This window comes from Arcobacter peruensis (genome assembly GCF_003711085.1).
Taxonomy (GTDB): domain Bacteria; phylum Campylobacterota; class Campylobacteria; order Campylobacterales; family Arcobacteraceae; genus Poseidonibacter; species Poseidonibacter parvus.
In genome coordinates this window covers 86,925-101,711 of record NZ_CP032363.1, presented here as the reverse complement: position 1 = coordinate 101,711, position 14,787 = coordinate 86,925, and the positions used below count along the sequence as shown (strand labels likewise).

General features: G+C 28.1%; 15 protein-coding genes and 3 tRNA genes. 5 read left to right on the top strand and 13 right to left on the bottom strand.

Going from position 1 to position 14,787, the window contains the following annotated elements:
* Positions 1-123 precede the first annotated feature (123 nt).
* Positions 124-618 carry a hypothetical protein gene (locus tag D3Z07_RS00495; protein WP_122892792.1) on the top strand — a complete coding sequence of 165 codons (495 nt, stop codon included), beginning with the start codon at positions 124-126 and terminating at the stop codon, positions 616-618.
* Between the two features lie 16 nt (positions 619-634).
* Here D3Z07_RS00495 and D3Z07_RS00490 read toward each other — a convergent pair.
* The 12 genes from D3Z07_RS00490 to D3Z07_RS00435 form a co-directional block, all read right to left on the bottom strand.
* Positions 635-709: transfer RNA gene (locus D3Z07_RS00490), tRNA-Asn, on the bottom strand.
* A 33-nt stretch (positions 710-742) separates the two neighbouring features.
* Positions 743-817 (bottom strand) — tRNA-Asn (locus tag D3Z07_RS00485).
* A gap of 41 nt (positions 818-858) precedes the next feature.
* Positions 859-933: transfer RNA gene (locus D3Z07_RS00480), tRNA-Asn, on the bottom strand.
* A 150-nt stretch (positions 934-1,083) separates the two neighbouring features.
* Positions 1,084-2,121 (bottom strand): uroporphyrinogen decarboxylase, encoded by a 1,038-nt coding sequence (hemE, locus tag D3Z07_RS00475; protein ID WP_076087520.1) that lies wholly within the window; start codon positions 2,119-2,121, stop codon positions 1,084-1,086.
* A 23-nt stretch (positions 2,122-2,144) separates the two neighbouring features.
* Entirely contained in the window at positions 2,145-2,669 is a 525-nt protein-coding gene (locus tag D3Z07_RS00470; protein WP_076087522.1) for a YqhA family protein, read from the bottom strand.
* Positions 2,669-3,706, bottom strand: a complete 1,038-nt coding sequence (locus tag D3Z07_RS00465) for an aspartate-semialdehyde dehydrogenase (RefSeq protein WP_076087524.1) — start codon at positions 3,704-3,706, stop codon at positions 2,669-2,671. Before D3Z07_RS00465 ends, D3Z07_RS00470 begins: the two co-directional genes overlap by 1 nt.
* Positions 3,707-3,710: 4 nt before the next feature.
* Positions 3,711-6,326 carry a DNA topoisomerase (ATP-hydrolyzing) subunit A gene (gene gyrA / locus D3Z07_RS00460; RefSeq protein ID WP_122892791.1) on the bottom strand — a complete coding sequence of 872 codons (2,616 nt, stop codon included), beginning with the start codon at positions 6,324-6,326 and terminating at the stop codon, positions 3,711-3,713.
* Positions 6,327-6,465: 139 nt separating this feature from the next.
* A complete protein-coding gene (locus D3Z07_RS00455; protein WP_076087529.1) occupies positions 6,466-6,681 on the bottom strand; it encodes a YdcH family protein in 216 nt (71 codons plus the stop codon).
* A gap of 64 nt (positions 6,682-6,745) precedes the next feature.
* The gene (gene argJ / locus D3Z07_RS00450) at positions 6,746-7,927 is read right to left on the bottom strand and encodes a bifunctional glutamate N-acetyltransferase/amino-acid acetyltransferase ArgJ (protein WP_122894170.1); all 1,182 of its coding nucleotides are present in this window, start codon (positions 7,925-7,927) and stop codon (positions 6,746-6,748) included.
* A 1-nt stretch (position 7,928) separates the two neighbouring features.
* The gene (locus tag D3Z07_RS00445) at positions 7,929-9,050 is read right to left on the bottom strand and encodes a potassium channel family protein (protein ID WP_076087533.1); all 1,122 of its coding nucleotides are present in this window, start codon (positions 9,048-9,050) and stop codon (positions 7,929-7,931) included.
* Between the two features lie 21 nt (positions 9,051-9,071).
* Positions 9,072-9,260, bottom strand: a complete 189-nt coding sequence (gene rpmB / locus D3Z07_RS00440; protein WP_076087535.1) for a 50S ribosomal protein L28 — start codon at positions 9,258-9,260, stop codon at positions 9,072-9,074.
* A gap of 61 nt (positions 9,261-9,321) precedes the next feature.
* Entirely contained in the window at positions 9,322-10,191 is an 870-nt protein-coding gene (locus D3Z07_RS00435) for a glycosyltransferase (protein ID WP_122892790.1), read from the bottom strand.
* Between the two features lie 122 nt (positions 10,192-10,313).
* Here D3Z07_RS00435 and gmhB point away from each other — a divergent pair, with 122 nt between their 5' ends.
* The 4 genes from gmhB to gmhA are packed head-to-tail and all read left to right on the top strand — an operon-like array spanning position 10,314 to position 13,848.
* A complete protein-coding gene (gmhB, locus tag D3Z07_RS00430) occupies positions 10,314-10,844 on the top strand; it encodes a D-glycero-beta-D-manno-heptose 1,7-bisphosphate 7-phosphatase (protein ID WP_122892789.1) in 531 nt (176 codons plus the stop codon).
* Positions 10,845-10,854: 10 nt separating this feature from the next.
* Positions 10,855-11,862, top strand: a complete 1,008-nt coding sequence (gene rfaD / locus D3Z07_RS00425; protein ID WP_122892788.1) for an ADP-glyceromanno-heptose 6-epimerase — start codon at positions 10,855-10,857, stop codon at positions 11,860-11,862.
* A complete protein-coding gene (rfaE1, locus tag D3Z07_RS00420; protein ID WP_122892787.1) occupies positions 11,862-13,298 on the top strand; it encodes a D-glycero-beta-D-manno-heptose-7-phosphate kinase in 1,437 nt (478 codons plus the stop codon). Before rfaD ends, rfaE1 begins: the two co-directional genes overlap by 1 nt.
* On the top strand, positions 13,282-13,848 hold the full coding sequence (gene gmhA / locus D3Z07_RS00415; protein ID WP_122892786.1) for a D-sedoheptulose 7-phosphate isomerase: 567 nt from the start codon (positions 13,282-13,284) through the stop codon (positions 13,846-13,848). Before rfaE1 ends, gmhA begins: the two co-directional genes overlap by 17 nt.
* 12 nt (positions 13,849-13,860) lie before the next feature.
* Here the strand turns inward: gmhA and D3Z07_RS00410 are convergent, their stop codons facing one another.
* Positions 13,861-14,760 (bottom strand): hypothetical protein, encoded by a 900-nt coding sequence (locus D3Z07_RS00410; protein ID WP_122892785.1) that lies wholly within the window; start codon positions 14,758-14,760, stop codon positions 13,861-13,863.
* Between the last annotated feature and the right edge of the window lie 27 nt (positions 14,761-14,787).

Below are 14,787 nucleotides of genomic sequence, written 5' to 3'. Positions count from 1 at the left end.
TTTTATACAAAATATCTTGTATGCTTTTTAATCAAATATCTTTAATATACAATTTCATAGATAATGATATAATCAAATCCACATTAAAATAAAGCACCCAAAGGCACGAAATGAGAAACTATAATGGATAAAGATATAAGTTACATGATAATGGCTTCATTATCAAATATTTGGCATATTGTACCTATTATTATTGCTATTGTATTATTCAAAAAATATATGAATATGAGAAATAGAAAAAACATAATACTTAAAAATGAAGAATATGAAAAAAAAGGTTTCACTTTACAAAGTAGAGCAATAAAAAAATATAAAGATTTAGGCTATGAAGTTACAATATTAAAAGATGAAGATAAAAAACTAGGTCTAGATTTATTATGTATAAAAAATAAAAAATCAATTATTGTTCAATGTAAAAATTCTTTTGAATTAAAATCAATTATAGATGAAAATATAAAAACTTTTTGTAATAATGCAAAAAAATATAGCAAAGAAAATAATATAGAAAAAAGTGATGTTGAGTTTAGATATGTAATACCATATAGTGATGTACTAAATAAAACTGCTATAAAAATATTAAGTGATGATTACTATAATTGTAAATATGTTATTTTGTAGGATTATAAAAAAGTAATGGCTCCGGCACCTGGATTCGAACCAGGGACCAAATGATTAACAGTCATCTACTCTACCACTGAGCTATGCCGGAATTTGTATAAGTTTTAGTCTAAATTTAAAAAGATGGCTCCGGCACCTGGATTCGAACCAGGGACCAAATGATTAACAGTCATCTACTCTACCACTGAGCTATGCCGGAATCTAATAAATTTAATTTGTATGTTTCATCAAAAAGGTTAATGGCTCCGGCACCTGGATTCGAACCAGGGACCAAATGATTAACAGTCATCTACTCTACCACTGAGCTATGCCGGAATATATATTCCTCTTTAATGGGGTGGAATTATAGTAAAAAAGTTATAGTTTGTCAAGAGATTTTTGATTTTTTTGTTAAATTTAATAGAAGAAAGAAAAATTACTATTTTTTACTAGTAGAATAGGAATATCTATCCTATTCTATTCGAGTTATTTTTTTGAAACTCTTTTACATTCAGATACAAAATGTATCGCATTTTCAACAGGAACATCTGGTAAGATACCATGTCCTAAGTTAAATATATGTCCCTCACCTTGCATAGTTTCTTGTATTACTTCAACACATTTTGTAGTCTCTTCTTTTGAGTAAAGTCTACATGGTTCCATATTTCCTTGAAGTACATACTTCTCACCTAGTTTTGCTTTTGCCATTGCCATTGGTGTTCCCCAATCAACTCCAAATACATCAAAGTTTCCATATACTCCACCCATATTAATAAATGCAGATACACCTTTAGGGAACATAATAATTGGAATATTAGGATATTTAGCTTTAATATAATCAGCAATTTCTACCATATATTTCCATGAGAATTCATCATATTTACCTGGTTCAATAGCAGCAGCCCATGAATCAAAAATTTGAACTACATCAGCACCTGCTTCAATTTGTTTAATCATATAAAACTTAACAACTTCAGTTACTTTTCTTAAAATCTTGTGTAATAGTTCAGGATTAGAATACATCATTTTTTTACAAAGATTGTATGTTTTAGTTCCTTGTCCTTCAATCATATAAGTAGCAAGTGTCCAAGGTGCTCCAGTAAATCCTATAAGCGCTTTATCTTCAGGAAGTTGTTGTTTTAATAGTTTGATTGTTTCATAAACATAAGTTAATTTATCAGCAGCTTCTTCACCACCTAAAAGAGCATCAATATCAGCTTCATTTTTAATTGGATCTTTGAAGATTGGACCTTCACCTTTTATAAACTCTAAATGCATTCCCATTTCATTTGGAATTACTAATATATCTGAGAATAAAATAGCAGCATCAACACCTACAATATCTAAAGGTTGAATAGTTACTTCAGCAGCTTTTTCTGGATTATGACAAAGGTTTAAAAAGTTTCCAGCTTCTGCTCTAACTTTCATATATTCTGGTAAATATCTACCAGCTTGTCTCATCATCCATACCGGAGTGTAAGGAGTTTCTTTTCTTAAACATGCATCTACAAAAATCTTTGACATTTTATACCCTTAATATTAATCTATTATTTTTTATACTCTTTTTGTCCAACTTTACCTAAAAAGTAAAGTCCAATTGCAAGAACCATAATTGATACTGCAAAATACAACATTTCTAAAGCAGAAGTATATTTCATATGCAATACTCTTTGGAAAAACCCAACTACAAGTACCATAATAATTACTTTTGCTATTTTATCTTTTAATTGGTCAAGTGAAGAAATAGCAAGAATATTATTGCCTGTTTCTTTATTTTCAGCAGCTTCTATTTTTGATATAAAAAGTTCATAAATACCAAATGCAAAAATCAGCATTACAATTGCGATTAGGTATAAATCTACTGCTCCAATTATTTTACTTACTATTACTTCATGAAAATCTTTTGGATGTAATCCATTTGCATAAACATTAAATGTGTACATTAAGACTTCATAAATATCAACTGATGCAACAATAAAAAGAACTATTGCACCAATAAGACCAAATACAACTGCTAGAAGAATAAATAATCTAGTCTTCCACATTGCACTTTCAAAAAGTCTTTCTAACATTAAATATCATTCTCCATTTCAATCCATTTTAATGCAATTCTTACAGAATTAGTAGCAGCTCCAACTCTTACTTGATCTGCAACATTAAAATAGTGAACAATATTTGGTGCATAAACATCTTTTCTAATTCTACCTACATAAGTAATATCTGTATCAGTTGAAACAATAGGCATTGGATATGCATTGTTTTCTAAATCATCAATAACTTCAACATTTTCAAAGTTTTCTAAGCAATCTCTTACTTCAGCTACATTTACTTCTACATTATCTTCAAATGTAACAGTAATAGACTCTGAGTGAGATCTTAAAACAGGAACTCTAACACAAGTTGCTGCTACTTGAATCTGTTTTTTTAGAATCTTTTGAGTTTCATTTACCATTTTCATTTCTTCTTTAGTAAATCCATTCTCTTGTGCAACATCAATTTGAGGAATAACATTTAAAGCAATTTGATGAGCAAAAGCTTCTTTTTTTGCTTCACCTAAATTAAATGCAAAGAACGCTTGCATTTGTTTTACAAGTTCTTCCATACCAGCTTTTCCAGCACCAGAAACTGCTTGATAAGTTGATACATCAACTCTTTTAATTCCATATAATTCATCTAATGGTTTTAAAGATAATACCATCTGAATTGTTGAACAATTAGGATTTGCAATAATTCCAGTTTCTCTCCATAAAGTAATATCTTCAGGATTAACTTCAGGAACTACTAAAGGAACATTTGGATCCATTCTAAAATGACTTGTATTATCAATTACAACAGCTCCTGCTTCAACAGCATATTTTGCAAATTTCTCAGAAATTGAACCACCTGCTGAAAAAAATGCAATATCAACTTCATTTTCTTCAAATACAGTATCAGTTAATTCTAATACTGTATATTCTTTTTCTTTATATTCAATTTTACTACCTGCACTGTTTGCACTTGCTAATGGCACGATATTTGCAACAGGGAAGTCATATGCTTCCATTACTCTAAAAAGTTCTTCTCCAACAGCACCAGTTGCACCAACTACTGCTACATTAAATTTTCTCATCTACTTATTTTTCCTCGTTATTTTCTTCATTTTCTTCATCATCTAATAATGATGGTGTTTCTTGAACATTTGATTCTGTATTTAAATCTACTGAGTTTAAACCTTCAACTGGTTCAACTACAACAACCTCACCATCTTCTGTATATCTAATCACATTTCCATTTTCATCAACTTCAATTTCTTCAGCTTCTTTTGGACATTTTGCTATTGATACAACTTTATCACCTTTATCAACATTTACAATAATTACACCAGAAGTATTTCTTCCTGCTTTTCTAATTGTTTGCATATCAACTCTAATCATTTTACCAATAGATGTAAGTGCCATTAAGTCTTGAGTTTCATCAACTAAAACTTCTCCAACAACATTACCAGTTTTATTTGATAATTTCATTGATATAACTCCAGAACCTGCTCTATTTGTTAATCTATATTCTGAAACTGTTGTTCTTTTTCCAATACCTTTTTCAGAAATTGGTAATAATTCTTGTGATTCATCTGTAATAACATCAGCATCAACTACAAAATCAGAGTCATGTTTGAACTTAATACCTCTAACTCCTCTTGTAGATCTACCTTGTTCCCTTGTTTTTTCAATATCAAATCTAATACATTGACCTAAACTTGTAAATATCATTAAGAATTGAGAGCTTGGATCTGTAATTTTAGCAGTTACAATTTCATCAGCGTCATCAAGAACAATAGCTCTTACACCATTTGATCTAATATTTGAGAATTCAGATAATGATGTTCTTTTAACAACACCATTTCTTGTAAAGAACGCTAAAGATTTAGACTCATCAAAATCAGACGTTGGAATAATTGCCATAATTTTTTCATCATCTCTTAAGTTGATTAAGTTAACAACTGCCTTACCTTTTGCAGTTCTAGAACCTTCTGGAATTTTATATACTTTTAACCAGTATAATTGTCCCATATTTGTAACAAACATTAAAGTATCATGAGTATTAGATACAAAGAATTTCTCAATGAAATCATCATCGTGTGTAGTTACAGCTGTTTTACCTTTTCCACCACGTCTTTGTTTTTCATAAGATTTAATTGGTACTCTTTTTACATAACCGTTATGAGTAATAGTAACTACCATTGGCTCATTTGGAATTAAATCTTCAATATCAATTTCATCATAAGAATCTTCAATATCAGTTCTTCTATCAGATGCAAATCTTTCTTTTACTTCTTCTAATTCTTCTCTAATAATTTCATTTAATCTATCTTCAGATTTTAAAATTAATTCTAAGTATTCGATTAAAGCTAATAATTCTTGATATTCAGCTTCTAATTTATCTCTTTGAAGACCAGTAAGTCTTCCTAATCTCATATCTAAAATAGCTTGAGATTGAATATGAGATAATGAAAATCTTTCCTGAAGCTTTTCTCTTGCATCTGCATCATTAGCAGAAGCTTTAATAATTTTTACAACTTCATCAATATTATCAAGTGCAATTTTTAGACCTTCTAAAATATGTGCTCTTGCTTTTGCTTTTTCAAGTTCGAAAATAGTTCTTCTAATAATTACTGTTTTTCTATGTGATAAAAATACAGTTAATAATTCTGGCAATGTAAATACTTTTGGTTCTTTATTGTGAACTGCAAGTAAAATAATTCCAAATGTATTTTCCATTGGAGTTGATTTATAAAGGTTGTTTAATACAATTTCACTCATTGCATCTTTTTTAAGTTCAATTACAACTCTAATTCCATCTCTATCAGATTCATCTCTAACTTCTGAAATACCTTCAATTTGTTTATCTTTTGCTAAGTTTGCAATTTGCTCAATTAGTCTAGATTTATTTACTTGGTAAGGTAATTCATCAAGAATAATAATCTCTTTCTTACCTTTTGTTTCAATATGATGCTTTGCTCTAATTCTTACACGTCCTCGACCTGTATTATAAGCATCGATAATTCCACGACGACCAAAAATAGTTCCACCTGTTGGGAAATCTGGACCTTTAATAAATTGCATTAATTCATCTGCCGTAGCTTCTGGATTATCAACCATATGTAAAACAGCTGCTAATAATTCATTTGAATTATGTGGTGGAATTTTTGTAGCCATACCAACAGCAATACCTTCACTACCATTTAATAATAAGGTTGGAAGTCTTGTTGGAAGAACTGAAGGTTCTTTCATAGTATCATCGTAGTTTGCTGTAAAGTTAACTGTATCTTTGTCTAAGTCTCTCATAACTTCTTCAGCAACTTTTGTCATACGAGCTTCTGTATATCTCATAGCAGCTGCATTATCACCATCAACAGAACCGAAGTTTCCTTGACCATCAATTAGTGGTGCTCTCATTGAGAAATCTTGTGCAAGTCTTACTAATGCATCATAAACTGAATTATCACCATGTGGATGGTATTTACCAATAACATCTCCAACAATTCTAGCAGATTTTTTATAAGCTGATTTTGATGTAATATTTAAATCATGCATAGCATATAAAATTCTTCTGTGAACTGGTTTTAATCCATCTCTTGCATCTGGTAATGCACGACCAATAATAACACTCATAGAGTAATCTAAATACGAAGCTTTAACAGAGTCTTCAATATTTATATCAATAATATCTTGATTTTCGAAAAGGTTTTCCATGTACATAGGCCTTTGTTTTATAAAATTAAGTTATTTTATCTAAAAAGGGCTTAGCATAAGTTGTAAGAATAAAGAAGAGGAAAAAAATGCATAAAAAAAGGGCTTAAAGCAAAACTTTAAGCCCTTTTAATTAGTAGAGTTATTTAGAATTTTTATATGTAATAATTATATTATAAACTTCATCTTTAAGTTTTAATTTTTCTTTCTTTTTTGTTTCAATTGTAACATCATCAGCATGAGCTTCAATTAATTTTGTAATCTCTTCATCTAAATCATTATGCTTATCAAATAATCTATGAAAATGAGCATCTTTTTGTTTTAATTCTGTAATTAATTCTCTGTGTTCGTGAAACATTTTTCATCCTAGTTTTGAATTTTTGTTATTTAATTATACTCTTAGTTTTCTTAAAAATATTTTACTATGTACGATAATCAGCATTGATTTCTACATACTTATAACCTAAGTCACATCCATAAGCTGTAAATGATTTATCACCTAAACCAATATCACAAATAACTTTAAATTTATCATCTTTTAATACTTCTGAAGCTTTTGCTTCTGTAATTGCATCAAAGCAAAGTTCACCTTTATTATATACAATAATATTATTATATGATATAACTAAAGTTTCTTCATCACATGTAATTTTACTAGCACCAATTGTAGAAGCTATTCGTCCAAAATTTGGATCTTCTCCAAAAAGTGCAGTTTTAACAAGTAGTGAATTTGATAATGCTTTTGCAGCAATTTGTGCATCTTCTTTAGTAAGTGCATTTATTACTTCAAAGGCAACAGCTTTTTTAGCGCCCTCACCATCTGCTACCATTAACATTGCCATATCATGCATCACTAATCGTAAAGCTTCAAAGAAAGCTTGCTTTTCATATGAGTTTGATTTCTTATTTGCTAGTAAAATTACTGTATCATTTGTTGAAGTATCACCATCAACTGAAATTGCATTAAAAGTTGTTTCACTATTAACTTTTAATGCTTCTTTCATATCACTTACAGGAATATTTGCATCCGTACAAATAAAACATAACATAGTTGCAAGATTTGGATTAATCATTCCTGCACCTTTTGCAACTGCACCTATTTTAAATGAGCTTCCATCTTCAAGTTTTACTTCATACATACAAGTTTTTGAATAAGCATCAGTAGTCATAATAGCTTTTGATAAGTTTTCACCACTTTTTGATGATAAATCAAAAGATTTTGCACCATTTACTATTTTTTCAATAGGTAAAGGATTTCCAATAACTCCAGTTGAACTCATAATTGGGTTTATTAAATCAAAATCTAATTGAGAAAAGATAGTATCAATATCATCAATACCTTTTTTTCCAGTCATTGCATTTGCATTTTTTGAATTAATTAAAACAAAGTTTGTTTTAAAGTTTTCTTCATATTGTAAGAAATGTTTTAAAGGAGCTGCTTGAAATTTATTTTCAGTAAAAACAGCTTGAACGTCACAAGGTTCGCTTACATAAATAAAACCTAAGTCATTATCTCCACTTGGTTTTAATCCTGCACTAATACCATCACAATAAAAACCATCAATTTGGTCGATAAAACCTTTTATAGGTAAGATTGTAAACATTTTATTCATCTCCTGGTTTTCTATTTAAACTTATAATTCTTTTTGCTCTAGCAATTCCTTTTTGTGAACCTACTAATAATAATTTTGAATTAGCACTTATCACAACTGAACCACTTGGCATTTGAATAAACCTACCTTTTGCTTCTGTAATTCCAATTACAGATACTTTAAGTTTATCTCTTAATCGTAAATCTTTCATTTCTTTATTAACTACCCAAGAGTCTTCGTTTACGAAAGCTTCTTCCATATCAATTGGAGTATCTCTTTTATATAAAAACTCATCAAGTACATTTTCCATATCTGGTCTAATTGCCATGGCTGAAACTCTTTTTGCCATTAAAGACGGAGTTGCTACAACTTTGTCTGCACCCAATTTTTGAAGTCTGATTTTTTCATTTTGTGTTTCTGCATTTGAAATGATTAAAAAAGGACTTCGTCCTAATTCTTTTTCATATAATCTAACAGAAGCAATTAAAGTAATATTGTCTGAAATATTTTTTGATAATGATATTGCACCTTTTGCCGAAGATAAATGTGATTTCAAAAAAGCTAATTCTTTATATGGTTCTTCTTTTACCCAATATGGATAACCGTTTTCTTTTGCAATTTTTTCAATATCTTCGCTAGGATCTACAACCACAAAAGGAACTTGATTGTCCCTGAATTGTTTAGCTAATTGTAATGTATATTCATTGTGATAAAAAATCACGAAGTGTCTTCTTAATCTTGCAATTTTGTAAAGCATATTTCTTTCCTTATACAAATCAAATAATCGGCCTTTTATTACAGCATCAATTAGTACAGCAGTTGAAAGTGTAAAAGTAGCAAATCCAAAGATTATTAGTGTGACTGTAAAAAATCTACCTGCTTGTGATATTTCAGCAACTTCACCAAATCCAACAGTAGTAAATGTAATACCTGTTTGATAAATAGCATCTAAAATTGGGAAATCATCAATAATTATATATCCAAGTGTTCCTATCATCATGATAACTTGAACTAGTACGAGTGGTAGTCTAAATGGTTTTAGTTGAGAGTATATTAAAGGGTTTAGATCATACTCAGGCTTGGCTGTTTTGAATTCCCAACCAAGCGCTTTTCTGACTCTTCTAAAGATGCTCATGAAAGCACTTTCATTAGCCTTCTATGAGTGTTTTTTAAGAGTTCTTAACTCTTTAGCAGAAATTCTAATTTTCTGAGTAGTACCATCTTCTAAAGTAACTCTTACAGTTCTTAAGTTTGGTAAAAATCTTTTTTTAGTTCTGTTTTTTGCGTGACTTACGTTGTTACCAACCATAGGTCCTTTTCCTGATATTGCGCATCTTCTTGACATTTGTCTTCCTTCTATAGTGAAAAATATTGGCGTATTCTACCTAATTTATCTTAATATTTATTTAAATACTCTCTATGATAGTGTTTAATTTATTTAAATTCTTTGATAATTCATATTTCTTTGCAATTTTTCTGTTTTCTTTTTGAATTAGCTTTAAATCTTCTTCTCTTGATAATAGAGCATCAACTTTAAAACTAGTATTTGGATCACTAGGGTTTTCCATCGTTGCAAAAATATCAATCAACTCACTTGCATAGTTTGTTGTAGTACTTAAAACAGCACATTTACAATACATTGCTTTTAAAATATTTGTTGCAAAACTTTTATTATATGTTGGAAGAATAAAAATATCAGCTACTAAAAATAAATTATTTGGTTTTTCATAATCTTCTAACAATAAAACTTCATCACCAAAATTGTACTTTGATATTAAAAACTTTAGTGCATTTATTTGATTTTTATCTGAAGAAACTATAATTTGTTTATTCATAGAACGTAAAGTGACAATGATATCAAAGAATTCTTTTACACCAGAAGTTTTCAAATTATTTGCTGTAAAGTATATAATCTTTGGCGTTGAATCTATATCATATTTTTTACATAATTCTTCTTTGATTTGTTTTGGCTTTTTATAGCTCATATTTATACTGGGATAGATAACTTTTATATTCTCTTTTGAGATATCTGTTTTTTCAAGGATTTCTTTTTTAAGTAGCTTTGAATTTACAATAGTTTTTTTTGAGTTTTTAATATTCAAAATTGCTTCTTCATCTAAAGTTCCTGAATGAAAATAGATATCTGCATATTCTTTTTTTGCAAAAGAAAGTTTTTTTAATAATGTTTGTTTTTTTAAGACAAAGATTCTTTCATCTTTTTCTAATTCTTTTATTAGGTTTGTTTTATTTTTATAATATATTGAAGTTTTAGTCACATTTTCTCTTTATACTAATCTTTTTTAAACAATATATAATTTTCACTTACTAGTCTCTTAATTAAATTAAGAATACATTGTGTTATAATAATATTTATTTATAATAACTGAGGATTATAAAATTGACAAGACAAAAAATAGTTTTTCTTGACAGAGATGGTGTAATAAATATTGATAAACATTACGTTTATAAAATTGAAGATTTTGAGTTTATAAATAATATATTTGATACTTGTATTTATTTCCAAAAACTTGGATATAAAATTATAATTGTTACAAATCAATCTGGCATAGGAAGAAAATATTTCAGTCAAAGTGATTTTGATAAATTGTCAGAATGGATGATAAAAGAGTTTAAAAATAATAAAATTGAGATACTTGATGTTTTTTTCTGCCCTCATACACCAAATGATAATTGTTTTTGCAGAAAACCAAAACATGGAATGATTACTCAAGCTTGTCAAAAGTATGATATTGATTTAAATACTTCATGGATGATTGGAGATAAAATATCAGATATTGATATGGCTTTTAATGCAGGAATTAAAAACTCAATTTTAATTTCTAGCCAATATTCATACAATATAGATGATCTCAAAACAAAAAATATTATTGAAGATATAATTGAAACAAAAAATATAATAAAAGCTTAGGATACACTTAGTGAAATACACTGATATAAACTTTAATAACAAAACAATTTTAATAACTGGAGGAGCAGGATTTATTGGTTCAAATCTTGCTTTTTACTTTCAAAATTATTACCCTGATGCAAAAATTATAATCTTAGACTCTTTTAGGAATAATGAGATATTTTCAAATGGTAACCTAAAAAGTTTTGGTCACTTTAAAAATCTTTTAGGATTTAAAGGTCATGTTATTAGTGGTGATATTAATGATAAAAAACTATTAGAAGATTTAGAAGAAAATTATTCTTTTGATTATATTTTTCATCAAGCTGCTATTTCTGATACAACAGTGAATGAGCAAGATTTAATGATACAAACAAATGTAAATGCTTATGAAGATTTATTAAAAATTGCAATTAAGCATAATGCAAATGTTGTTTATGCAAGTTCAGCTGCAACTTATGGTGATAGTAATCGCTTTGAAGTTGGATATGAGTCACCAAATAATGCCTATGGTTTTTCAAAAGTAATGATGGATAATATCACAAATGAATATCTAAAAAAAGATTTAAATATTTCAATTGTTGGATTAAAATATTTTAATGTATATGGTCCAAGAGAGTTTTTTAAAAACAAAACTTCTTCAATGGTAGTTCAATTTGGACATCAAATATTAAAAGGACTTACTCCTAAACTTTTTGAGGGAAGTAATAAAATATTACGAGATTTCATTTATATTGAAGATGTAATACAATCAAATATAAAAGCTTGTAGTCCTAAGAGATCTGGGGTTTATAATGTGGGAACAGGAAAAGCTAGAAGTTTTGAAGATATTGTAGATATTTTGCAAAGTGAACTAAATATTGATAATGGAAAAGAATATATTAAAAATCCATTTATTGGTTCTTATCAATTTTTTACACAAGCTAATATTGAAGATACACAAAAATACTTAGATTATAAACCAAGATATGAAATGGAAGAAGGCATTAAAGAGTATATTCCGGAAATAAAAAGACTATTTAAAGAAGAAGTAAAATAATGATTAATTTAAAAAATAAAAAGCCTAATATTTTAGTAATTGGTGATTTGATGATTGACCATTATTTATGGGGAAGTTGTGAACGAATATCTCCTGAAGCACCAGTGCCTGTTATAAATATTCAAAAAGAAAACCAAGCCTTAGGTGGAGCAGGAAATGTTTTAAATAATTTAAAAACATTTGGTGCAAAAGTATCTGTGATTAGTGTACTTGGAAATGATAGTATTGCAAGTGAATTAAAAGAAATGCTTGAAAATATTGATATTCAAACAAATATGCTAATAGAAGAAGAAAATAGAAAAACTACAAAAAAAAGTAGATTAATAGCTTCACAACAACAAGTATTAAGATATGACAAAGAAAGTACACAAAATATATCTGATGAAAGTGCATCAAAAATATTAGAGTTTTTAACAAAAAATATATCAAAGTATGATGTTCTTGTTTTATCTGATTATGGAAAAGGTGTTTTAACTAAAAAATTAACTCAAGAGATAATTTCTATTTCAAATGAAAATAAAGTAAAAGTATTTGTTGATCCAAAAGGAAATGATTATGATAAATACAAAAATGCTTATGCAATAACACCAAATAAAAAAGAAGCTATTGAAGCTACAAATATTGATATAAAAGATGATTCAACTCTTGAAAAAGCAATAAAAGAATTAAAAACAAATTATCAATTAGACTTAGCATTAATAACTCTTAGTGAAAATGGTATTGCAATTTATGATGATAAATTAAGAATTAAACCAACTGTTGCAAAAGAAGTATATGATGTAACAGGTGCAGGAGATACTGTAATCGCATCAATTGCTTTTGCAATTGCGAATGGTTTAGATATTGATAAAGCAGTAGAGTTTGCTAATTTAGCAGCAGGTGTAGTTGTAAGTAAAATTGGAAGTGCAACTGCTAGCATGGATGAAATTTATGAATATGAATCAAGTTTGCATAAATCAAATTCTATTTCAAATATAAAAAATATCGATGAAATAAAAGCTATATCTAAAAGACTAATTAATCAAAAGAAAAAAATAGTCTTTACAAATGGTTGTTTTGATATATTACATGCAGGTCATGTGAAGTATTTAGAAGAGGCGAAAAGTTATGGTGATATTTTGATTTTAGGACTAAATTCAGATGATTCTGTTAGAAGATTAAAAGGTTCAAATAGACCTATAAATAATCAAGAAGATAGAGCCTATTTATTAGCCGCACTAGATGCAGTTGATTTTGTAGTTATTTTTAATGAAGAAACACCATATGAGTTGATAAAACTAATACAGCCTGATTTATTAGTAAAAGGTGGTGATTATATTGGTAAAACTGTTGTAGGTGAAGATATAGCAAAAGAAGTAAAACTTGTTGAATTTGTAGAAAATAAAAGTACAACCAAAATAATTCAAAGGATTTTGAATAATGCAGAAAATGATTGAAAAAGAGTTCTTATCACATATAGATATTGCTAAATTAACATTTGATAAACTAAAAGATAAATTAGAAGAGGCTTCTTCTTTAGTAATTGAAACATTAAAAAATGGGAATAAAGTATTAATTTGTGGAAATGGTGGAAGTGCTGCAGATGCACAGCATATTGCAACTGAAATAGTTTGTAAATATAAAACTGTTAGAAAAGGCTATCCTGCTATTGCACTTACGACTGATACAAGTATTATAACTGCTGTATCAAATGACTTTGGTTATGAAATGGTATTTAAAAGACAAATTGAAGCTCTTGCAAATAAAAATGATTTAGTAATTGGCATTAGCACAAGTGGTAATAGTGAAAATATAGTTAATGCATTAAAATACGCAAAAGAGGTTGGATGTAAAACTCTTGGGTTTAGTGGAAATGATGGTGGAGAAATTGATAAATATTGTGATATAAACTTGATTGTACCATCAAATAATACACCTAGAATACAAGAGCTTCATATTCTATTTGGGCATATTATTTGTGAAGCGGTTGATGGAGAAATTGACTAGAAATCAATTTTTCTATTTTGTAATACCTTTATTATATGCATGATGTGTTTTACGCCAACTATCATCAAATCTGTTATGTGTAAAAATACCTTCACAAACACCTATTTTATAATTTTGTTCTCTCCACCATTTACAATTTAATGGTTTTTCTAGATCTTGGAAATTATTTGCTGTTCTTGATGAAGGATGAGAATATGCATAATCAAGTAATTCTCCATAAAATTTACGTTTAAGTAATGCACTTTGATTTGTCCATGTTAAAATATATGAATCTACAGAAAAAATCTCATCATCAATTTTTTTTATATATTTAGGAAATACTTTTTGTGGTTCTTTCTCAAAATACATGGAATATCCTGCAATTCTAAGTGCTTTTTCAGGTCTAAAGAAACGCTTTATAGATTTTTTTAAACTAATAAACATTGAAGAATTTATTTTATTTGAGGAATATTTTTCATGTATTTTTTGAACGTCATAATAGTTAATATACTTTTCTAAACTAAAAGCTTCTCCAAAATTCCATCGATGTCTTAATCTCATAACATCTATATTTCCATTTTCTAAATGCTCAATAGATTGAGATAATCTTTTCGTAAAGGTATCATTATCAACAATAATTGGATTATCATTTTCTAAGACTAATACATAATCTGTAGATAAATTGTCATGGATTAATTTATGTCCATGCTGAATACCCAGGTTAGTATCTGTTCCTACATAATCATATCCATACTTATGTGCTAGTTCTTTATCTTCAGGAGTTATTTCTTGGAATATAATTTTCACTTCATCAAAATACTCTTTAAAACCTATTTCTTCATAACTTTCTAAACTTTTTTCTAAAGTTCTATGTGATTTCCAACTAAGAATACCTACACCAATTGTTATTCTCTTCTGAGATGATGTCTTCATAATATTCTCCATTAATTAAAACTCATT

Excerpts from the sequence above, each read along its gene's own strand:
- D3Z07_RS00470 (WP_076087522.1), bottom strand. The coding sequence starts at position 2,669 with ATGTTAGAAAGACTTTTTGAAAGTGCAATGTGGAAGACTAGATTATTT.
- D3Z07_RS00410 (WP_122892785.1), bottom strand. The coding sequence starts at position 14,760 with ATGAAGACATCATCTCAGAAGAGAATAACAATTGGTGTAGGTATTCTT.
- rfaE1 (WP_122892787.1), top strand. The coding sequence starts at position 11,862 with ATGATTAATTTAAAAAATAAAAAGCCTAATATTTTAGTAATTGGTGAT.
- gyrA (WP_122892791.1), bottom strand. The coding sequence starts at position 6,326 with ATGGAAAACCTTTTCGAAAATCAAGATATTATTGATATAAATATTGAA.
- D3Z07_RS00495 (WP_122892792.1), top strand. The coding sequence starts at position 124 with ATGGATAAAGATATAAGTTACATGATAATGGCTTCATTATCAAATATT.
- D3Z07_RS00465 (WP_076087524.1), bottom strand. The coding sequence starts at position 3,706 with ATGAGAAAATTTAATGTAGCAGTAGTTGGTGCAACTGGTGCTGTTGGA.
- D3Z07_RS00455 (WP_076087529.1), bottom strand. The coding sequence starts at position 6,681 with ATGTTTCACGAACACAGAGAATTAATTACAGAATTAAAACAAAAAGAT.
- argJ (WP_122894170.1), bottom strand. The coding sequence starts at position 7,927 with ATGTTTACAATCTTACCTATAAAAGGTTTTATCGACCAAATTGATGGT.
- hemE (WP_076087520.1), bottom strand. The coding sequence starts at position 2,121 with ATGTCAAAGATTTTTGTAGATGCATGTTTAAGAAAAGAAACTCCTTAC.
- gmhA (WP_122892786.1), top strand. The coding sequence starts at position 13,282 with ATGCAGAAAATGATTGAAAAAGAGTTCTTATCACATATAGATATTGCT.
- rpmB (WP_076087535.1), bottom strand. The coding sequence starts at position 9,260 with ATGTCAAGAAGATGCGCAATATCAGGAAAAGGACCTATGGTTGGTAAC.
- D3Z07_RS00445 (WP_076087533.1), bottom strand. The coding sequence starts at position 9,050 with ATGAGCATCTTTAGAAGAGTCAGAAAAGCGCTTGGTTGGGAATTCAAA.